Below are 18920 nucleotides of genomic sequence, written 5' to 3'. Positions count from 1 at the left end.
AATCCACACCCTTGGATCCAGGGGCGGCGTTGGATCCAGGGGCGGCGTTCTCGGGTCGTCAGATCGCGTTGAGGCTTATGGCCAGCTCGTCGAGGCTCTTCACGACCAGGTCGAAGCGGTCCGTCGCGAGCGGGGGATCCCCGACGGGACGTTGGACGTAGGCGGTCTTCATGCCCAGGGCCTGCGCGCCCCGGAGGTCCCAGGCATGGGCGGCGACCATGAGCAGGCGGTCGGGCGGGCAGTCCGCGTTCGCGATCGCGAGCCGGTACACGTCGGGATGGGGTTTGTAGCTGTGCGCCTCCTCGGCGGAGAGCACCTGGTGCCAGCGGAGCCCGGCGTGCGCGCTGATGCGTGTGAGCGCCGGGTGACTGGCGTTCGACAGGCCGACCACCGGGAAGTACGAGGCGATCCGGTCCAGCGCGGAGGCGGAGTCCGGCCACGGCGCCAACCGCCGTGCGGAGGCCGCCAGCGAGCGGATCGCGTCCTCGTCGTCGATGTCGGCCCCGGCCGCGACGCGTGTGGCCGCTTCGAGGTCGAGCACCGTGCTGTTGGCGTAGGGGCGGCGGCCCGCGAGGATCTCCTGCTGCTGCTCGTCGACATGCCTGTTCCACACCTCGACGAGCTCGCGCGTCCTCGCGTCGTCGATGTCCGGGAGCAGTGTTCGGATGCCGCGCCCGATACCGCCGGGCTCGTCGACCATGGTTCCGAGAACGTCGAAGACGATCACGTCCATGTCGGAGGGTGAAGTCACGAGAAGCGCTCCCTAGGTTCCTCCGCTGCGCCACCCGGGATGTGTGGGGGCTCAGTTGCAGGAGGGTTCAGCGATCCGCCGGGCAAGTGGTGAGCATAGTGCGCGTCCCCCAGCGGCCCCGCCGGAGGGGTCAGCGACTCCCCGGTTCCGGCGGCACCGGACGGTCTGCACGGTCAACCACTGTCCAGGCCGACCGGCACGGCCAGGCCACCCGGGACCGAGACGACCGGCACGGCCAGTCACCGCCCGGAGGGACCAGCGCCGTCAGCCGCCGCGCAGGGCGGTGCGCGCGGCCTCCAGGGTCGTGGTGCGGTAGGCGGCGCCGAACAGGCACACGTGGACCAGCAGCGGGTGCAGCTGGTGCAGGGCGACCCGTGACCGCCACCCGGAGGCCAGCGGCGCCACCTCGTTGTAAGCGTCGCGGACCCGTTCCAGGTGGGGCAGGCCGAACAGGGCCAGCATGGCCAGGTCGGCCTCGCGGTGCCCGCCGTGCGCGGCCGGGTCGATGACCACCGCGTCCTGCGCCCGCCAGAGGACGTTGCCGCTCCACAGGTCGCCGTGGACGCGCGCGGGCTCCTCGGGCTCTCCGGCGAGGTCGGCGACGGCGTCGACCACCTTCTCGACCACCCGGCCGTCGGACGGGGTGAGGGAGCCCTGGTCCAGGGCCTGGCGCAGGTAGGGGCGCAGCCGCTGCTCGGCGTAGAAGCGCGGCCAGTCCCGGGAGGGGGTGTTGTCCATCGTCAGGGGGCCGATGTAGCCGGGCCAGGCGGCGCCGAAGCGGTCGGCGCCGGTCAGGTGCATCCCGGCGAGTTGGCGGCCGAGGCGTTCGGCGGCCTGGACGGTGGGTTCGCGCTCCTCGATCCACGGCAGGACGAGGATGCGGTCGTCCCAGGCCACGACGTCGACGGCGGGTGAGCCGAAGGTCCGGCCCAGCCAGTCCAGGCCGCGCGCCTCGGCGGTCAGCACCCCGCTGGGCGGGGCTCCGCGCACCAGGGACTTGACGAACAGGCGGGTGCCGTCGGTGAGTTCGGCGTAGTAGATGTCCCAGTCGTGGCTGCTGCCCGCGCGGGCGGCCCGCCTGACGTCGCGGTCGAGCAGGACGGTGAGGCGTTCGGCCATGGTTCCGTCGACCGGGTCCCTGCGGCGGCCCTCCCCGGGCCCGTCGCCGCCGTCGCCTCCGAAGTCCCGCACGATCCGCTCCCCCCTCACCCGCGCTACCGCCTCAACCGGGTGACGAGTTCTCCGGTGAGGCCCTTGGCCGCGGACTCCACCATGTTGAGTACGGCGGTGAACCCGTCGTCGCCGCCGTAGTAGGGGTCGGGGACCTCCGGGTTGGGGCCGGTGCCGGGCGCGAAGGAGCGGAAGAGGCGGACCCGCGACATGTCGAACCCGTACTCCTCACCGTACTCGTCGACGACGCGCCGGATCTCGTCGACGTTGTCCAGGTCCATGGCGAGGACGAGGTCCCGGTCGGCGAGGACGTCGTGGGCGAACTGGCGGGCGGTGTGGCTGGTGAGGTAGCCGTGCACGCGCAGGGTGGAGGCCGCGCGCGGGTCCATGCCGCCGCCCACGTGCCAGTCGCCCGTGCCGAAGCTGTCCACCGCCACGAGATCGCTCATCCCGGCGCGTTCGAGGTCGGCGGCGAGGATCTTCTCCGCCATGGGCGAGCGGCAGATGTTGCCCAGGCACACCACACTGACGCGGTAGGGACCAGCGGGGTCACGCGGTTCCGGCAAGCTCATGCCCTTACCGTAACGAAAAACCGTTGCGGCCACGTGTTGCGGCTCCCGCGCGTTCGCCGGGCGGGGCGGGGCGTCACGCGGGGCAGCGCGAAGCGGGAGGGGTGGGCGGCCCCCCTGTATCCATGGAACCGCGCGCGGGCGCGCCGCGGTAGCCCCCGCGCGCGGCTGTGGAAAACCCCGCGAGCGGTCCCTGCGACGCACTCACCGCGTGGAGCGGGCGCGCCGCCTACCCCTTGGGCAGGCGCACCACGCTGACGAAGAAGTCGTCGATCTGCCGGACCACCCGTATGAACTGGTCGAAGTCCACCGGCTTGGGGACGTAGGCGTTGGCGTGCAGGCGGTAGCTGCGCAGCACGTCCTCCTCCGCCTCGGAGGTGGTGAGCACCACGACGGGGATGTGCGCGAGGTCCTCGTCGTTCTTGACCTCCTCCAGCACCTCCCTGCCGTCCTTGCGGGGCAGGTTGAGGTCGAGCAGGATCAGGTGGGGGCGGGGCGCGTCGGCGAACTCCTCCTCGCGGCGCAGAAAGCGCAGCGCCTCGACACCGTCGGAGACCACGTGCAGGCGGTTGCCCAGCTTGTGTTCCTCGAACGCCTCCCTGGTCATCAGGACGTCGCCGGGGTCGTCCTCGACCAGCAGCACCTCGATGGGATGCACCAACATGACCTCGCTCAAGCTTCCAGACCCCTGCTCAGGGTCCCGCCCCGTGACCGGGGGGAACCGTACCGCCACCGGTGTCGGGCTGGGCGGAGCGGGCGCCGCCGGGCCTGTCGTCCGGTTCGGCGCCGTCCTCCCCAGGGTTGTCCGTACCCGTGGGCTGTCGTGCGGCCGTCGGAGCCGAGTCCTCGGGGGTGGTCTCGGCGTCCTCGGTGCCCTCCTCCCCGCTATCGGCGGCGAGGGGCTCGGCGGTTCCCCTCTCGGGGGCCGGGTCCTCGTCCTCCGCGGGGTCGGCGGGCAAGGACCAGCATATGCGCGTTCCGGTCCGACCAGAGTCCCGGTCACCTGAGGTTTCGGTTTCCCCGGAACCCTGGGAGCCGGTTTCCAGCCAGATCCGACCCCCGTGGAACTCCACGATCTTCTTGCACATCGCCAGGCCGATGCCGGTCCCCGTGTACTTGTCCCTGGTATGCAACCGCTGGAAGATCACGAAGATGCGCTCCGCGTACTGCGGTTCGATTCCGATCCCGTTGTCGGAGCAGCAGAACACCCACTCGTCACCGCGCCGTTCGACGCTGATGTGGACCCGGGGGTCCTCCTCGCCGCGGAACTTCACGGCGTTGCCCACGAGGTTGAAGAACACCTGGGTGAGCAGGGTTCGGTCCCCCTGCACGGTCGGCATCGGGTCCCGGGTGACCTCGGCGTCGGCCTCCTCCAGGCGGGTGGACAGGCTGCTCAGGGCGTCGTCCAGCGCGTCGTCGAGGGCGACCGGCGCGAAGTTCCTGACCCGGCCGACCCGGGAGAAGGCCAGCAGGTCGTTGATGAGGGTCTGCATGCGCTTGGCGCCCTCGACCGCGAAGTCGATGTAGGAGTCGGCGCGCTCGTCCAGCTGCCCGTGGTAGCGCCGCTGGAGCAGCTGGCAGAAGCTCGCCACCTTGCGCAGCGGCTCCTGGAGGTCGTGGGAGGCGACGTAGGCGAACTGCTCCAGCTCCAGGTTGGAGCGGCGCAGCTCCTCGGTCTGGTTCTCCATGAGGACGGACTGCTCCTGGAGCTTGCGCCGCGCGGAGGCGACCTCGTCCAGGTCCTGCACGATGCGCTCGCGCATGGCGTCCACGTCCCGGCCGAGCCGGACGATCTCCGGCGGGCCGTGCAGGGAGATCCGGTGGGCGTAGTAGCCCTCCGACACCTGGCGCATGTGCCCGGCGAGTTCCTCCAGGGGGCGCAGGACCCACTGCTGGAGCATCACCCACAGGAACACGGACAGGAACACCACGACCAGACCGACCAGGACCAGCAGGGCCACGACCTGCTGGGTGGCCAGGGTCAGGCCCTCGCGGGCCTCCTTGATCTCCGCCTCCAACTGGCTGGTGGTGGCGTCGCTGATCCGGCTGAGCTCCAGGAAGAGGACCCGGCCGCGCCGCAGCTCCTCCTGGGTGACCTCCTGGCCGCTGCTGACCTGCTCCAGGGCGGGCTCGGCGAACTCCTCGGTCCACACCCGGCCCGCGGTGAGCAGGTCGTCGACGTTGGTGGCCACCTCGGGGTTGTCCTCGGCCAGCTGGGCCAGGACGGCCTGGTTCTCCGTCAGCGTCAGCTGGCTCTCGACGTAGGGCTGGAGGAACTCGCGGTCCTGGGTGAGGATGTAGCCGCGCAGGGCGTGGTCCTGGGTGAGGTAGGCCGAGTGCGTCTGCTCGACCGCGCTCACGGCGGGCGTCAGGGAGTCGACCTGGAGCGCCAGGGACTCGCGGGCCTGGAACGCCGCCAGGGTGATGACGGACACCGCCACGACCAGGACGACGGCGACCACGGCCAGCAGGCTCGTGACGCGCCGCCGCAGGCTCCACGACTGGTGGGGCGAGCGCTTCCCCTCGCGGTTGGTGCCGTTGACGAAGTGCGTGCCGCCGGTCGAGGCCCCGCCGTGCACGCCGGTGTCCGGGGCGGGCCCGGATTCCTCGGTCTCCATGGCCGTCCCCTCTCCGGTCACGGGTCTCACTCGGGTTCTCCGTGTGTGATGAGCAGCATCGCCACGTCGTCCTGGAGCGGTCCGCCGTTGCTGCGCTCGGCCTCGTCCACCAGGCTTTCGGGCAGCCCGGCCAGGGAGGTGCCCCGTTCCAGCACGCCGGAGACCATCCGGCGCAGGCCCGCGACCTCCAGGCGGGCGGGCGGGGCGCCGTCGTAGGCGTCCACGAGGCCGTCGGTGTAGAAGAGCATGGTCGCCCCTGTGGGGAGCACCACCGTGTCGGTGTCGGTCTGTTCGACGGGGAAGACCCCCAGGGGCGGCTGCGGGGTGACGCGGGTCTCCTCGACGGCGCCGTCGCGCAGGACCATGGGCGGCGGGTGGCCCAGGACGCGGAGCCTGACCCGGTCGTCGCCGGTGTCCAGGCTGGCCATGCACAGGGTGGCGTACATCTCCTCCTGGGCCCGCTCGGTGACCAGGATGTCCTCCAGGTTGGTCAGCACCTTGTCCTCGTCGACGCCGCCCATGATGAGGGCGCGCCAGGCGATGCGCAGGCTGACTCCGAGCGCGGCCTCGTCGGGGCCGTGCCCGCTGACGTCGCCGATGATGACGTGGGTCGTGCCGTCCTTCTCGACCGCGTCGTAGAAGTCCCCGCCGACCAGGGCGCGCTTGCGGCCGGGGCGGTAGTAGGCCAGGTGTTCCAGGGGCGAGCGCTGGAGCAGGACCTGGGGCAGGAGTCCGCGTTCGAGGCGCATGTTCTCGCGGGCGCTCATGCGGGCCTCGCGCAGCTGGCGGGCGTTCTCGTCGGCGCGGCGGCGCTCCAGGGAGTAGCGCAGGCTGCGACCGAGCAGGGAGCCGTCGACCTGGCCCTTGACGAGGTAGTCCTGGGCGCCCGCGGCCACGGCGGCGACGCCCTCGTGCTCGTCGTCGAGTCCGGTGAGGACGACGACGGCGGCCGCGGGCGCGCCCTCCAGGACCTCGCGGAGCAGGTCCAGCCCGTGGGCGTCGGGGAGGTTGAGGTCGAGCAGCACGCAGCCCCGGAAGTCCTCCAGGTGCCGGCGCGCCTCGGCGAGTGTGGGGACCCAGGTGATGTGCGTGGGCAGGGCCGTCTCGTCGAGCAGCTCCTCGGCGAGGAAGGCGTCCCCGGGGTCGTCTTCTATGAGTAGGACGTCAACCGGTTCGACAGCAGCCTCCACCCGCTCGTTCGGGACGGTGTCGTCGCCCAGGAAGGCCCCGTCGTGCGAGGCAGCGCCGTCGGCGGAGACGGCCCGTGCCGCCTCCCCGCCGATCACCGTCACGGGATCGTGCCCTGTTCTCCTGGTATCCACTCATCGCCCTTGGTCTGCCGGTTCGTGGGTGCCGTGTCGCGCCGTGTGATCCCCGGGGAGCGCCCCGGGTTCTCCCTGCGGTCCGGACCGCACGACACCCAAACGATAATCGCCCCGGTGACCTGTTGACCAGCGGCCGTGACGAGACACATCCGACGCCGGAGACCGGGATCACAGTCCTGTTCTCCCTGTGTGAGGGCCTGTTGGCCCGCGGTGGGGAACCCGCTGACGCTCCGCTCCGACGTGCGGACGGAACGGGCATATGCCCATGCACGAGCACATGCAGGGTGTGACGGGGGACACGCGCTGGATTTCTTCGAGCGTACCCGAGACCTCTCCGGAGAGGTCGGCGCCCCTGCGGGAGGCTCATCCGGGAGCGGGAAGACGGCCCCGGGGACAAGGGCCGGGGCGGCGGACCCGCCAAAGGAGAGGGGTGCGGCGGCCACCGGCGCGCCGACAGATTTTCATGACAGGGTGTCATATCCCCCTTGACAGCGGCCTCCGTCTAAATGACATGATGTCATAAACGTGCCGGACGGAAGGCGGAAGAGCACCGATGAGCGCAACGGCCGAGGTTCCCGCGACGACCGCCCCCGACACCCCCCAGACGTTCTCCGAACGCCTGCGCGCGGCGACCTGGAGCGACCACCAGGCCGCCGAGGACCACGGGTTCACCCGGGCCCTCATGGACGGCACGCTCTCCCTGGACGGGTACACCGGCATGGTCGCCCAGCACTACTTCGCCTACGTCGCGCTGGAGGAGACCGGCCGGCGCCTGGCGGGGGACCCCGTCGCCGGGAGGTTCCACTACCCGGAACTGGAGCGGGTCCCCGCGCTGGTCCGCGACCTGGAGCACCTGCTCGGCGCCGACTGGCGCGACAGGATCGCCCCCACCCCGGCCACCCGCACCTACGCGGCGCGCATCGAGCAGATGGCCGACCACCCGGAGGGGTTCGTCGCGCACCACTACACCCGCTACATGGGCGACGTGTCCGGCGGGCAGTTCATCCGCCGCACGGCCGCCAGCACCTACGGCCTGACCGACGCGGCCGGCGTCTCCTTCTACGTCTTCGACGCGCTGGGCAGCCTGCCCCGCTTCCGCACCGGTTACCGGGAGCGGCTCGACTCCCTGGACCTGGGCGAGGCAGCGGCCGCCCGCCTGGTGGCCGAGACCCGGCTGGCCTACCAGCTCAACACCGAGGTGTTCGCCGACCTGGGCCGGATGTACGCGCCGGGGGCCGGAGCGGACGCCGACGCCGCCTGAGCCCCGGCCGCGCGCCCGTCAGGCCTCCGGGGTCCGGCGGGCGCGCTCCTGGTGGCGGCGGGCCTTCAGGCGGTTGCCGCAGGTCCTCATCGAGCACCAGCGGGCGGTGTTGGCGCGGCTGCGGTCGAGGAGGAAGAGGCGGCACTCGTCGTTGCCGCAGGGGCGCAGCCGCCCGGGCCTGCGCTCCTGGACGTCATACCAGGCGAGCACCAGTTCCACCGCGAGCATCCGCTCGGGCGGCGCCTGGAGGGGCCACCGCAGGTCCGACCCGTCGACGTCGGGGACGCGGGAGACCCCGTCGAGCATCCGCCGTATCCGCGCCTCGGGCACGGGGCCGCGCGTGGCGGCCTGGAGCGCGTCCCTCGCCGCCCGCAGCCAGCCGATCGCCGACGCGTCGTCGGAACCGCCGTGCTCGCGCGCCCACCGCCGCGGCACGGCGTCATCGGCCCACAGGTCCCGCTGCCGTCCGTCCACCACCGGAGTGCTGTTCAGCGCTTCGAGCAGCGCTTCCTCGTCGATCATGTCGGCCCGCCTCCCGGACTAACCTTCTTCATCGACTTGACAGGTTACCCCGCATCCGCTCCACTGGGGACAGCGATAACCATCAAAGTTGCCTTGGAGGGTTAGTCATGACGGAGATCCGCCACCAGTACGCCACCGTCCGCGGACACCGCGTCTTCTACCGGGAGGCGGGGCCCCGCCACGCGCCCGTCCTGGTGCTCCTGCACGGGTTCCCCACCAGCTCGCGCATGTTCCGCCGACTGATCCCGCGGCTGGCCGACCGGTTCCGCGTCATCGCCCCCGACCACCTCGGCTTCGGCCGCTCCGACGCGCCGCCCGCCGACGCGTTCGCGTACACGTTCGACGCGCTCACCGACGTCACGGAGGCGCTCCTGGCCGGGCTCGGCGTCACCGGGTACGCCGTGTACGTGCAGGACTACGGCGCGCCCATCGGGTGGCGGCTCGCGCTGCGCGACCCGGACGCGGTCACCGCGGTGGTCACCCAGAACGGCAACGCCTACGAGGAAGGCTTCGTCCCAGAGTTCTGGGCGCCCGTGTGGGCCTACGCGAAGGACCCGGGGCCCGCGACGGAACCGGCGGTCCGCGGCGCCCTCGGCCTCGACGCGATCCGCTGGCAGTACCTGCACGGGGTGGACCGCCCCGAACTGGTCGACCCCGACACCTGGACGGCCGACCACCGCGACATCAGCCGCCCCGGCAACGACCTCGTCCAGCTCGCCCTCTTCCGCGACTACGCCACCAACCCGCCCCTCTACCCGCAGGTGCACGCCTACTTCCGGGAGAGCCGCGTCCCGCTCCTGGCCGTGTGGGGGGCGGAGGACCGCATCTTCGGCCCCGACGGCGCGCGGGCCTTCGCCCGCGACCTGCCGGACGCCGAGATCCGCCTGTTCCCCGGAGGCGGCCACTTCCTCCTGGAGAGCCACCTGGACGGCACCGCCGACCACGTCCGGGACTTCCTGACCCGTACGCTGACGGCGCCCCGGGAATGACGCCCGCGCGGGCGGAGCCGGTGGCCCGCAGGCGCCGGTCTGAGCGCACCCGGGCCCGCTCCGCCCCTCAGGCCGCCCCGTCACCGCCGTCGCGCACGGTCACCGGACACCACCCCGGACCGTCCCCGGGCGTGACACCATAGGAGGATGCCCAAGATCACGGCGCCGACCATCGCCGCCCACCGTGCCCGCACACGGGATCGCATCATGGACGCCGTCGACGAGCTGATCCGGACCCAGGGGATCGACCGCATCTCCATGACCGACGTGGCCAACTCCGCGGGGATCACCCGTACCGCCCTGTACAACTACTTCCCCGACAAGCCCGCGCTGCTCCTGGCCTTCACCGAGCAGGTCAACAGCGCGTTCGTGGAGCGGTACCGGCGCGAACTCCCCTCGGGCGTCTCGGCGGCGCGGCGGCTCTCGGCGTTCGTCCGCCTCCAGTTGGAGGGCATCATGGCGCATCCGCACCCGCCCGCCGCCGAACTCGGGGCCAGTCTCGGCCCGGACGCCTACCAGGCGCTCGCCGCCCACGTGGCGCCCATGCAGCGCCTGCTGACCGAGATCCTGGAGGAGGGCACCGCCGCGGGCGAGTTCGACCCCCTGCCCGCCGAGCCCGTCTCCCGGCTGGCCCTGTCGATGGTCGGCTCCCAGCGCCTGCCCCTCGTCAGCGGGGAGATCGACCTCGACGAGACCCACGCCCTGGTCACACGGTTCGTGCTCCGCGCCCTCGGTGTGGCGACCGAAACCGTGGACACCGTTCTTCCGCAAACCGCCGCGAGGAACACCCGGAGTGGCGACTCGTGAACACGTAGCCATAAGGGCTGGCCCATAACCTGCGCCACAACGTTGGCTAGGCGATATCAAGTCGCAACGGTACGGCGACATCGGTCAGAATCGGTGGCCCCGACCGCCCCTCGGGCGGTCGCCCCTTCGACCGAGTGTGAGGCCCTCTCCGACGTGTCCCTCGTGCTGATCCTCCTCGGCGCCGTCCTGGTGGCGGTCGCCATGTTCGACAAGGTCCCCAGCTACGTCCCCGGGCGGATCCCGTCGCCCCGCCCCGGCCGCGGCGGCTCCGTGGCCGCCGCGCGGAGCCCGGAGATGGTGCGCCCCCGCGTGAGACTGGTGTCGGCCCGGCTCACCGAACCGGGCAAGGCGCTGCTCACCACCCTCGGCGGAAGCGCGCTGATCGTGGCGTTCTTCCTCACGCTCTCCGGTCTGTGAACCCCGGCCGGTCCCCGAACGCGGACCGGCCGATCCGGCCGAGCAGCCGCGCCGGGGAGCCGTCGCCGCGTCCGGCCGGATGACCGGGGACGCGCGTGCTCGCGCCGCCGGCCATGCGCAGCAGCAGGCCGCCCGCGGCGGTGGCCGCGAGTCCGCCCGTCACCGCGGCGGCCGCGGCCAGCCGCTCGCGGAAACGGGTGTCGCGGTGCGCGGCCATCTCAGCGATGGCGCGGTCCGTGGCGCCGAAGGCCCCGCCGCACAGCAGCGGGTCGAGCTCGTGGGGCCGCCACCGCGCCCGCCAGGGGCTCAGCGGAGGCAGCCCGCCGGGCACCGACGCCGTGCGCGGCTTCCAGCGGACGGACCCCGCCGCGCCGCCCGGGCCGGGGACCGGGTCCGGCACCGCGAGCCGCTCGGGCGCGGGACCGCCGTAACGCAGTTCGCCGGGGGCGTTGGCGAGCATCTCCGCGAGCAGCTTGGCGCAGGCACGGGCGTCGCCCAGCGCGGTGTGCTGTCCGGTCGGCCAGTCGCCGCTGAGCCGGTGGGAGGCCTTGGGCAGCGAGTACCGCTCCAGCTCCACCTGTGAGCGCAGCGCGCGCAGCGTGCACAGCCCGGCCTGGCCCGTGGGCAGCCCGGCGGGCACCAGCTCCGAGGCGAGGAAGCGCTGTTCGAAGTCGAGGTTGTGGCCGACCACGACCGCCCCGGAGAGCAGTTCGGTGAGTCTGGGCACCACCTGGGCCGCGGTCGGGGCGCCCACGGTGTCGCCCTCGCCGATGCCGTGGAACTCCCGGCCGCCCACCGGCCCGCGCGGGTCGACCAGGGTGCTGAACTCCTCCACGAACTTGCCGTCGCCGCGCACGCGCACCACGGCGATCTCCACGATGCGCGCGCCCTCGCGCGGTTCGAGGCCGGTGGTCTCCATGTCGAGCACCGCGTACTCCAGGTCCGCCGCCCGCATGCCGACCCTGCGCCGGGTCAGCGCGCCCATCCGCAGCGTTCCCATCGTGTGCCCCACTCCTTCGTCCCTCGTGCCGAACGGCTGTCCCGCCTCGCCGCGTACCGGCAACGACCTTACTCCCCGCGTCCGACAGCGGACCCCGTGCACGTGGTGGGCCGTTCCCGGCGGCGGGGCGGCCGACCGCTCCGGCCGGTCCCCCCGGGCTGCGGGGCGGCTCCGGCCGCGCCGGTTCCGCGACCGCGGGGCGACCGGAAGAAAGGGGAGTTATGTAACGTTCTCATTCGTGTCCACCCACAGGCGGACACTCCACGCGCACCCTGCCCCGACCTCAACGGCGAGGAGAAGCCCGCATGCCCCAGAGCCCGCTGCCCGAGTACGTCCCCCTGGCACAGGTCGTCCGGTCCGGAATGCTGGAGAGCGTCCACTACGGCGCGGTCGTCGGACTGGCCGCGGACGGCCGGATCGCCTACGCGCGCGGCCCCGTGCACCAGCCCATGTTCCCGCGCTCCTCCGCCAAGCCCTTCCAGGCGCTGGCGATGCTGCGGGCGGGCGCGCGCCTGGAGGGGCCCTCGCTGGCCATCGCCGCGGGCAGCCACTCCGGTGAGGAGGCGCACACCGCCGAGACCGAGCGCATCCTGGCCGCGGCCGGGCTCACCGCCGACGCCCTGGGCTGCCCCCCGGCCGCCCCCGGCGGCAAGGACGCGCGCGCCGCGTTCGTGCGCGCCGGACGCGAGCCCGAGCGCGTGCTGATGAACTGCTCCGGCAAGCACGCGGGCATGCTCGCCGCCTGCGTCGCCCGGGGGTGGAGCACCGGGGACTACCTGGAAGCCGAACACCCCTTCCAGGTCCTGGTCCGCGAGACCATCGAGGAGCTGTGCGAGGAGCCGGTCGCGCACACCGCCGTGGACGGCTGCGGGGCGCCCCAGATGGCGGTCTCCCTGACCGGTCTGGCCCGCGGCCTGTGGCGCATGCGCACCGCCCCCGAGGGCGGACCGGAACGGGCCGTGGTCGAGGCGATGAGCGCCCACCCGCTGTACGTGGCGGGCAGCGACCGGACCGACACCGACCTCATGAGGCGGATGCCCGGCCTGGTGGCCAAGGTCGGCGCCGACGGGGTGCTCGTGCTCAGCGCCGCCACCGGCGAGACCGTCGCCGTCAAGATCAGCGACGGGGACGCCGAGGAGCGGGCGCGTACGCTGGTCGCACTCGACGCGCTGCGGACCCTCGGTGTGGACGTCTCCCCCGTCCAGGACCGGTTGCGCGTGGACGTCCTCGGAGGTGGCGCCCCCGTCGGCGAGGTCCGCCCACTCTGACGAACCCCGTCCTCGGGGAACCACCACCGGAAGGGACACCACCGTGCGGGACACCCTCAACGACATCGTCGTCGTCGGCGCGGGGATGGCCGGGCTGCACACGGCCGAGGCGCTGCGCGAACGCGGGTACGAGGGGCGGCTGACGCTCCTGGGCGAGGAGGCGCACCGGCCCTACTCGCGGCCTCCGCTGTCCAAGGAGGTCCTGACCGGGGTGGGCATGGAGCCCGCGGGCGGCGGCCCGGGCTGGCTGGTGGGCCACCGGGCGCTGCGCCTGCGCGAGGACGAGGCCGTGGACGCGCTGGACCTGGACTTCCGTCCGGGCAGCCGGGCCGTGGGGCTGGACACCGCCGCCCGTGAGGTGAGCGTGTCCGGGCCGGGCGGCGCCGCCTCGACAGTGCGCTACGACGGCCTGGTGATCGCCACGGGCGCGCGTGCGCGCCGTCCCGCCACCGACCTGGCGGGCGTGTACGTGCTGCGCACCCTGGACGACGCCGAGGCGGTGCGGTCGGAGTTCGACTCCGGCGGCCGGCTGGTGGTGGTCGGGGCCGGTTTCGTCGGCGCCGAGGTGGCGGCCAGCGCCCGCGCGGCGGGCATGGACGTGACCCTGGTGGAGGCGGCGCCCACACCGCTGACCCGGGTCGTGGATCCGCGGATCGGCGAGGTCCTCACGGAGCTGCACCGGGAGAACGGCGTCGACGTGCGCCTGGGCGTGGGCGTGGCCGGTTTCGAGGGCCGGGACCGGGTGGAGCGGGTCCGGCTCGCCGACGGCTCGGCGGTGGAGGCCTCCCTCGTGGTCGCGGGGATCGGCGTGCACCTGAACACCGAGTGGCTGCGCGGGTCCGGGGTGGAGCTGCTGGCCGACGGCTCGGTGGCGTGCGACGAGTACTCCGCGGCCTCGGTGCCGAACGTGTACGCGGTCGGCGACCTGGCGAACTGGCCGCACCCGCGCTACGGCGGGCGGATCCGCCTGGAGCACTGGACCAACGCGGGCGAGCAGGGCGAGGCCGCGGCGCACAACCTGCTGGCGGGCGAAAGCGGGCGCACGCCCTTCACTCCGGTGCCCTACTTCTGGTCCGACCAATACAAGATGAAGGTCCAGCTGCTGGGACAGGGCGCGCCCGCCGATCAGGTCACCTTCGTGCACGGCTCCCCGGAGGACCGAAAGTTCGTGGCCTTCCTCGGCCGGGGCGGAATGCTCACCGGTGTGATGGGGCTGCGCTCCACGCCCAGGACCATGCGCTACCGGGGTCTGCTGGAGAAGCCGACGACGTGGGACGAGGCGCTGGCGGCGGCGGGGGTCACTCCCGCACGGTGATGGCCCTCTTGGGGCACAGGCGCTCGGCCCGGCGGACGCGTTCGTGCGACCCGGCGGCGGGTTCATCGGTGAGCAGGTAGAGGAAGTCGTCGTCGCGGACCTCGAAGACCTCCGGTGCGGCGGCCATGCACAGGGCGTTGCTCTCGCACTGGTCGTAGTCGACCTCGACTCGCATCGTCGCCGGACTCCTCGCGCGGAAGGGGTGTGACCCCCGACTCTAGCCGGGACGTGCGTGCTGTACGGGCTCGCGCGGGCTTGTACCGGCGCACCGGCGCATGTCCGCAACTTCTCTTTCGTCCGTAGAACGGATGTCGTGTGAACCGCCGGTGCGCACACGCTGTCCCACTGCCGACCGCACCGGGCCGTCCGGTGCCGTCTGGGAAAGGGCACACGGGTGAGGGGGGACGAGACCACCGGGAATCCCGAGAGCCGTGGGTCGGCGGCGGAGGCCGCCCCCTACCGGAACCGGACAGGACCCCCGTGCCCCCGGGTTCAGCGGGGCAGGCGGAGCGGGAGTGCCGACCGGGACAGGCGGGACCACCGAGGCAGGTCGGCCGGTCGGGGCCGCGTCCCGCCACCGGGGCCTCCAGCGGCTGGACGAACTGGGCCTGTCCGAGATCGGCGGCCAGGCCGGGATGGGCTGCTCCTGAGCGCGGCTACTGGGGAGGGCGGCGGGCGCACGTCCCCGCCGCCCCGCTCCCGCTGAACGCCTCGCCCGGCCCCCGCCGCGTCCGCACCCCGGCCGGACCGGTCGGGGCACGCGGGGGGCGGGGGCTCCACCCCCCGCGTCCCGCCCGCGGACCCGGGGCGGTCCCCCGTCCCGGGACCGGACCGCCTACTTCGCGAAGCGGTCGGTCGCCTCGATCAGGAGGTCCAGGATGCCCGGCTCACTGAACGCGTGCCCGGCGTCGTCCACGATGTGGAAGTCCGCCTCCGGCCAGGCCTTGTGCAGGTCGTAGGCGGTGCGGGCCGGGGTGCACACGTCGTAGCGGCCCTGCACGATCACGCCGGGGATGTGCCGGATCGCCTCCGCGCCGTCGATGAGCTGGTCGGGCTCCAGGAACCCGCGGTTGACGAAGTAGTGGTTCTCGATCCGCGCGAAGGCCAGCGCGTAGTCCTCGTCCGCGTGGTGCTCGCGCAGTTCGTGGTTGGGCAGCAGGGTCACCGTGGACCCCTCCCACACGCTCCACGAGCGCGCGGCGGCCAGGCGCTCCTCCCGGTCGGGCGAGTTCAGGCGGCGCGCGTAGGCGGCGATGAGGTCGCCGCGCTCCTCCTCGGGGATGGGCTCCAGGTAGGACTCCCACAGGTCCGGGAAGAGCTGGGAGGCACCCTCCTGGTAGAACCAGCGCAGCTCGCTCTCGCGCAGGGTGAAGATGCCGCGCACGACCAGCTCGCTGACGCGGTCGGGGTGGCGCTGGGCGTAGGCCAGCGCCAGGCAGCTGCCCCAGGACCCGCCGAAGACCTGCCAGGACTCCGCGCCGATCATCTCGCGCAGCCGCTCCATGTCCCGCACCAGCGTCCAGGTGGTGTTGGTGGACAGGTCGGTGTCCATCTGGCTGGCGTGCGGTGTGGAGCGGCCGCAGTTGCGCTGGTCGAACAGCAGGATCCGGTACCGCTCCGGGTCGAAGAGCCTGCGGTGGTCGGGCACGCATCCGCCGCCGGGACCGCCGTGCAGGAACACCACGGGCTTGCCCGCGGGGTTGCCGCACAGCTCCCAGTAGACGCGGTGTCCGTCGCCGACGTCGAGCATCCCCGAGTCGTACGGCTCGATGGGCGGGTACAAGGTACGCAAAGCGTGAGGCCTTTCGTGGACGTGTTCGTGGACGTGGTGCCTCCCCGGGGACCCCGGCGGAGTCGGGCGCCGCGGACGGAGGTGTCCGGCGGACGCCTGACGGAGAACGACGAGGAGAGGGTACGGCGTCCCGGGCGTCCACCGGGCGCGAACACACGCGGGACGCCGCCAGAGGCGGGACGCGGTCAGAGGCGGTCGAGCAGCTGGGCCTTCTTGGCGCTGAACTCGTCGTCGGTGAGCAGGCCCTCGGCGTGCAGCCGCCCGAGCTCGCGGATCTTGGCGAAGATCGCCTCGCTGCCGTCCCCGTCCGCCGCGCCGAGCGCGGCGCGCTCCTGCCGGGGCTCCTCGGCCGCCGCGGCGTGGGCGTTGACGGTGGCGGCCATCAGCAGGGTCTCCTCGCTGCCCTTGGACCCGTGCGAGGCCAGCGTGAAGAAGTCGTGGTCCAGCGCCGTGGCCTCGGGGATGGTCACCCCGCGCAGCACGATGCGCAGGTAGCCCTCGGTGACGTCGACCGGCGGGTACCAGTGCACGGACTCGATCTCGGAGAGCTGGTAGTCGCGGGACTTCTCCTTCTGCTTGGCCGTGCTGGCCAGCCAGTTGTCCCACTGGAGGCGCACGCGGGTGCCGTCGAAGGAGGCCGTGCCCTCGGCGGTGCGCACCTGGAGGGGGACGCGGCCCACCAGGCCCAGGGAGACCTCGCGCGGATCGATCTCCCCGGTGCTGGTCTCACGGGCGAAACGGGCCGAGGAGGCGATCTGCTCGGAGTAGTACTCGGCGAGCAGCTCTCCGTCGTGCGGACCGGTGATCAGCAGCGGGGTGAGCGCGTCCCGGCCGGGGACGCCCAGGAGCGCGTAGGGGTCGGTGTCCTCCACCAGCCGGAGCCGCATCCGCCACCCGTGCTTGCGGGTGCCCCGGTCGAAGTCGACCTCGCGGACGGCGGCCAGCGGAACCGCGCAGCTCCCCAGCGACCGGAACAGGGTGGGCACCTTGCGACCGGAGTCGAAGCGGATACGGATCGTCTCGTCGTCGATCCGCCAGGTTCCGTGGTGTCCGCGAAGTTCCTCCATGTCCACACATCCTAGAGCCAGCGGGGCCCGCCGCGCGGGGCCGTATGCGGCCACCGCCCCGGTCCGGGCGCCCGAACCGTCCCCCGAGGTCAAGGGCACGTCCGGACGGCGGGCCCCAAGCGTCACGGCGGCGCATCCCGGGTAGGACCAGCGGGGCACACCCGTTGCACCGCCCCACCCGGGCGGGACCGGCGGACAGTGCGGTCGGCGCCCTGTCCACGAACCGGAGGTCGCCACATGTCGAGAGAGACGGCAGCCGAGGGCGCGGCCGGGTTCCGCGCCGCCAGGGACCTGCTCCTGGACCTGCGCGAGGACCAGGAGAGGGCGCACCGGGAGTTCACCTGGCCCCGGTCGGACCGGTTCAACTGGGCGCTGGACTACTTCGACGAGGTCGCCGGGCGCCGTCCGGACCGGACGGCGTTGTGGATCGTGGAGGAGGACGGCGGCCAGGCCAGGTACACCTACCGGCGGATGTCGGAGCGCTCCGGTCAGGTGGCCAACTGGCTGAACAACCAGGGCGTGCACCCGGGCGACAGGATCCTGCTGATGCTGGGCAACCAGGTGGAGCTGTGGGAGACCCTGCTCGCCGCGACCAAGCTCGGTGCCGTGGTCTGCCCGACACCCACCTCCCTGTCCGAGGGCGACCTGCTTGACCGACTGGAGCGCGGCGAGATCGCGCACGTGGTGTGCTCGGCCGCCGAGACCGAGAAGTTCGCCCCGCTGCGGGGGCACTGGACGCGGATCTGCACGGGCTACATGGAGGGGTGGCTGAACTACGCCGACTCCGAGCACGCCGGCCTGGACTTCCACCCGCCACACCCCACCCACCCCGACGACCCCCTGCTGCTCTACTTCACCTCCGGCACCGCCGCCCTGCCCAAGCTGGTCGTGCACACCCAGCGCTCGTACCCGGTGGGGCACCTGTCGACCATGTACTGGCTGGGCGTGCGGCCGGGCGACGTCCACCTCAACGTGTCCGAGCCGGGGTGGGCCAAGCACGCCTACGGGAGCGTGTTCGCCCCGTGGAACGCCGAGGCGACGGTACTGGTCGTCAACCAGGAGCGCTTCGACGCGGCGGGGCTGCTGGACGCGGTCGTGCGCTGCGGTGTGGACACGCTGTGCGCGCCGCCGACGGTGTGGCGGACGCTGGCGCAGGCCGGTCCCGCCGCGTGGGACGTGGGGCTTCGCGAGGCGGTGGCCGCCGGGGAGCCGCTCAACCCCGAGGTGGTGGACCGCGTGCGCGAGGCGTGGGGCGTGACCGTGCGCGACGGGTTCGGGCAGACCGAGACGACCATGCTGCTGGGCAACGGCCCCGGTCAGCGGGTGGTGCGCGGGTCGATGGGGCGCGAGCTGCCGGGCTACGACGTGGTGCTGACGGACCAGGCCACCGACGAGCCCGCCGACACCGGGCAGATCTGCGTGGACCTGTCCCGGGAGCCGGTGGGGGTGATGAAAGGCTACGCCGACAACCCCGGCCTCAGCCGCGAGGTGGTCCGCGGGGACCGCTACCGCACCGGTGACATCGCCAGCCGGGATTCGAACGGTTACATTACCTATATCGGCCGATCCGACGATGTGTTCAAGGCCTCAGATTACCGCATCTCACCATTCGAACTCGAAAGCGTTCTGGTCGAGCACGAATACGTGGTCGAGGCGGCCGTCGTTCCCTCCCCCGACCCGCTGCGGCTGGCGGTGGCCAAGGCGTACGTGGCCCTGGCCGAGGGGGTGGCCCCCGACGCCGAGACCGCGCGGTCGATCCTGGCCCACGCGCGCGAGCGCCTGTCACCGCACCAGAGGGTGCGCCGCCTGGAGTTCGGTGAGCTGCCCAAGACCGTCTCCGGTAAGATCCGTCGCGTGCAGCTGCGTCGGGCCGAGGCAGAGCGCGGCACGGTCACCGACGGGGCGCGCAACCCGCGCGAGTACTGGGAGGAGGACCTCCCGGGGACCGAGGGGTGACAGGCCCGGATCCGGAGCCGCCCCGACGGAAATGGCAGCGGGCACCGGAAGAATTTCGTCTCACGAAATGAGACGCTTTTCGGCGCCCGAAAC

19 protein-coding genes are annotated in these 18920 nt (G+C 72.7%); 8 read left to right on the top strand and 11 right to left on the bottom strand.

The genetic code is table 11. From position 1 onward, the window contains the following. Positions 1-58: 58 nt before the first annotated feature. From PV789_RS06205 to PV789_RS06180, 6 genes are all read right to left on the bottom strand, one after another. Positions 59-751: a haloacid dehalogenase type II gene (locus PV789_RS06205; RefSeq protein WP_274976526.1), complete on the bottom strand. Its 693-nt coding sequence runs from the start codon at positions 749-751 to the stop codon at positions 59-61. A gap of 264 nt (positions 752-1015) precedes the next feature. After that, positions 1016-1942, bottom strand: coding sequence for a fructosamine kinase family protein (locus tag PV789_RS06200; protein WP_475467625.1), 927 nt, complete (start codon positions 1940-1942; stop codon positions 1016-1018). A 23-nt stretch (positions 1943-1965) separates the two neighbouring features. Then, positions 1966-2493: a low molecular weight protein-tyrosine-phosphatase gene (locus PV789_RS06195; RefSeq protein ID WP_274976524.1), complete on the bottom strand. Its 528-nt coding sequence runs from the start codon at positions 2491-2493 to the stop codon at positions 1966-1968. A gap of 226 nt (positions 2494-2719) precedes the next feature. Next, a complete protein-coding gene (locus tag PV789_RS06190) occupies positions 2720-3154 on the bottom strand; it encodes a response regulator (RefSeq protein WP_013151498.1) in 435 nt (144 codons plus the stop codon). A gap of 28 nt (positions 3155-3182) precedes the next feature. Beyond that, positions 3183-5108 carry an ATP-binding protein gene (locus PV789_RS06185; RefSeq protein ID WP_274978063.1) on the bottom strand — a complete coding sequence of 642 codons (1926 nt, stop codon included), beginning with the start codon at positions 5106-5108 and terminating at the stop codon, positions 3183-3185. 26 nt (positions 5109-5134) lie between these two features. Continuing rightward, positions 5135-6400, bottom strand: coding sequence for a PP2C family protein-serine/threonine phosphatase (locus PV789_RS06180; protein ID WP_274976523.1), 1266 nt, complete (start codon positions 6398-6400; stop codon positions 5135-5137). Between the two features lie 586 nt (positions 6401-6986). On the opposite strand from PV789_RS06180, the gene PV789_RS06175 reads away from it, so the two are divergent. Beyond that, the gene (locus PV789_RS06175) at positions 6987-7694 is read left to right on the top strand and encodes a biliverdin-producing heme oxygenase (protein ID WP_274976522.1); all 708 of its coding nucleotides are present in this window, start codon (positions 6987-6989) and stop codon (positions 7692-7694) included. A gap of 18 nt (positions 7695-7712) precedes the next feature. On the opposite strand, the gene PV789_RS06170 is transcribed toward PV789_RS06175, so the two are convergent. Then, positions 7713-8216, bottom strand: a complete 504-nt coding sequence (locus PV789_RS06170; RefSeq protein WP_274976521.1) for a CGNR zinc finger domain-containing protein — start codon at positions 8214-8216, stop codon at positions 7713-7715. Positions 8217-8323: 107 nt separating this feature from the next. On the opposite strand from PV789_RS06170, the gene PV789_RS06165 reads away from it, so the two are divergent. The 3 genes from PV789_RS06165 (at position 8324) to PV789_RS06155 (ending at position 10429) form a co-directional block, all read left to right on the top strand. Next, positions 8324-9205, top strand: coding sequence for an alpha/beta fold hydrolase (locus PV789_RS06165; RefSeq protein ID WP_274976520.1), 882 nt, complete (start codon positions 8324-8326; stop codon positions 9203-9205). 147 nt (positions 9206-9352) lie between these two features. Continuing rightward, positions 9353-10012 (top strand): TetR/AcrR family transcriptional regulator, encoded by a 660-nt coding sequence (locus tag PV789_RS06160; protein ID WP_019606665.1) that lies wholly within the window; start codon positions 9353-9355, stop codon positions 10010-10012. Between the two features lie 153 nt (positions 10013-10165). Beyond that, positions 10166-10429 carry a hypothetical protein gene (locus PV789_RS06155; protein ID WP_274976519.1) on the top strand — a complete coding sequence of 88 codons (264 nt, stop codon included), beginning with the start codon at positions 10166-10168 and terminating at the stop codon, positions 10427-10429. Here the strand turns inward: PV789_RS06155 and PV789_RS06150 are convergent. Further along, positions 10410-11429, bottom strand: coding sequence for a 3'-5' exonuclease (locus PV789_RS06150; protein WP_274976518.1), 1020 nt, complete (start codon positions 11427-11429; stop codon positions 10410-10412). The genes PV789_RS06155 and PV789_RS06150 overlap by 20 nt on opposite strands. A 305-nt stretch (positions 11430-11734) precedes the next feature. On the opposite strand from PV789_RS06150, the gene PV789_RS06145 reads away from it, so the two are divergent. Both PV789_RS06145 and PV789_RS06140 read left to right on the top strand, forming a co-directional pair. Continuing rightward, a complete protein-coding gene (locus tag PV789_RS06145) occupies positions 11735-12697 on the top strand; it encodes an asparaginase (protein ID WP_274976517.1) in 963 nt (320 codons plus the stop codon). A gap of 43 nt (positions 12698-12740) precedes the next feature. Then, the gene (locus tag PV789_RS06140; protein ID WP_274976516.1) at positions 12741-14012 is read left to right on the top strand and encodes an NAD(P)/FAD-dependent oxidoreductase; all 1272 of its coding nucleotides are present in this window, start codon (positions 12741-12743) and stop codon (positions 14010-14012) included. On the opposite strand, the gene PV789_RS06135 is transcribed toward PV789_RS06140, so the two are convergent. Next, positions 13996-14187, bottom strand: a complete 192-nt coding sequence (locus tag PV789_RS06135) for a ferredoxin (RefSeq protein WP_274976515.1) — start codon at positions 14185-14187, stop codon at positions 13996-13998. The genes PV789_RS06140 and PV789_RS06135 overlap by 17 nt on opposite strands. Positions 14188-14527: 340 nt before the next feature. On the opposite strand from PV789_RS06135, the gene PV789_RS06130 reads away from it, so the two are divergent. After that, a complete protein-coding gene (locus tag PV789_RS06130; protein WP_274976514.1) occupies positions 14528-14662 on the top strand; it encodes a hypothetical protein in 135 nt (44 codons plus the stop codon). 185 nt (positions 14663-14847) lie between these two features. Here the strand turns inward: PV789_RS06130 and pip are convergent, their stop codons facing one another. Then, a complete protein-coding gene (gene pip, locus PV789_RS06125) occupies positions 14848-15804 on the bottom strand; it encodes a prolyl aminopeptidase (RefSeq protein WP_274976513.1) in 957 nt (318 codons plus the stop codon). Positions 15805-15989: 185 nt separating this feature from the next. Next, positions 15990-16871: a DUF4429 domain-containing protein gene (locus tag PV789_RS06120; protein WP_274976512.1), complete on the bottom strand. Its 882-nt coding sequence runs from the start codon at positions 16869-16871 to the stop codon at positions 15990-15992. A 237-nt stretch (positions 16872-17108) separates the two neighbouring features. Between PV789_RS06120 and PV789_RS06115 the strand changes: the two genes are divergently transcribed. Beyond that, positions 17109-18827 carry an AMP-binding protein gene (locus tag PV789_RS06115; protein WP_274976511.1) on the top strand — a complete coding sequence of 573 codons (1719 nt, stop codon included), beginning with the start codon at positions 17109-17111 and terminating at the stop codon, positions 18825-18827. Positions 18828-18920: the final 93 nt, after the last annotated feature.

Origin of the sequence: Nocardiopsis camelliae (genome assembly GCF_028993595.1) — a bacterium.
GTDB classification, from domain to species: Bacteria; Actinomycetota; Actinomycetes; order Streptosporangiales; family Streptosporangiaceae; genus Nocardiopsis; species Nocardiopsis dassonvillei.
This window is presented reverse-complemented; position numbering and strand designations above follow the sequence as displayed.

Coding starts and splice junctions, on each gene's coding strand:
- PV789_RS06195 (WP_274976524.1), bottom strand. CDS start 2,493: ATGAGCTTGCCGGAACCGCGTGACCCCGCTGGTCCCTACCGCGTCAGT.
- PV789_RS06190 (WP_013151498.1), bottom strand. CDS start 3,154: ATGTTGGTGCATCCCATCGAGGTGCTGCTGGTCGAGGACGACCCCGGC.
- PV789_RS06185 (WP_274978063.1), bottom strand. CDS start 5,108: ATGGAGACCGAGGAATCCGGGCCCGCCCCGGACACCGGCGTGCACGGC.
- PV789_RS06175 (WP_274976522.1), top strand. CDS start 6,987: ATGAGCGCAACGGCCGAGGTTCCCGCGACGACCGCCCCCGACACCCCC.
- PV789_RS06170 (WP_274976521.1), bottom strand. CDS start 8,216: ATGATCGACGAGGAAGCGCTGCTCGAAGCGCTGAACAGCACTCCGGTG.
- PV789_RS06165 (WP_274976520.1), top strand. CDS start 8,324: ATGACGGAGATCCGCCACCAGTACGCCACCGTCCGCGGACACCGCGTC.
- PV789_RS06160 (WP_019606665.1), top strand. CDS start 9,353: ATGCCCAAGATCACGGCGCCGACCATCGCCGCCCACCGTGCCCGCACA.
- PV789_RS06150 (WP_274976518.1), bottom strand. CDS start 11,429: ATGGGAACGCTGCGGATGGGCGCGCTGACCCGGCGCAGGGTCGGCATG.
- PV789_RS06145 (WP_274976517.1), top strand. CDS start 11,735: ATGCCCCAGAGCCCGCTGCCCGAGTACGTCCCCCTGGCACAGGTCGTC.
- PV789_RS06135 (WP_274976515.1), bottom strand. CDS start 14,187: ATGCGAGTCGAGGTCGACTACGACCAGTGCGAGAGCAACGCCCTGTGC.
- PV789_RS06120 (WP_274976512.1), bottom strand. CDS start 16,871: ATGGAGGAACTTCGCGGACACCACGGAACCTGGCGGATCGACGACGAG.
- PV789_RS06115 (WP_274976511.1), top strand. CDS start 17,109: ATGTCGAGAGAGACGGCAGCCGAGGGCGCGGCCGGGTTCCGCGCCGCC.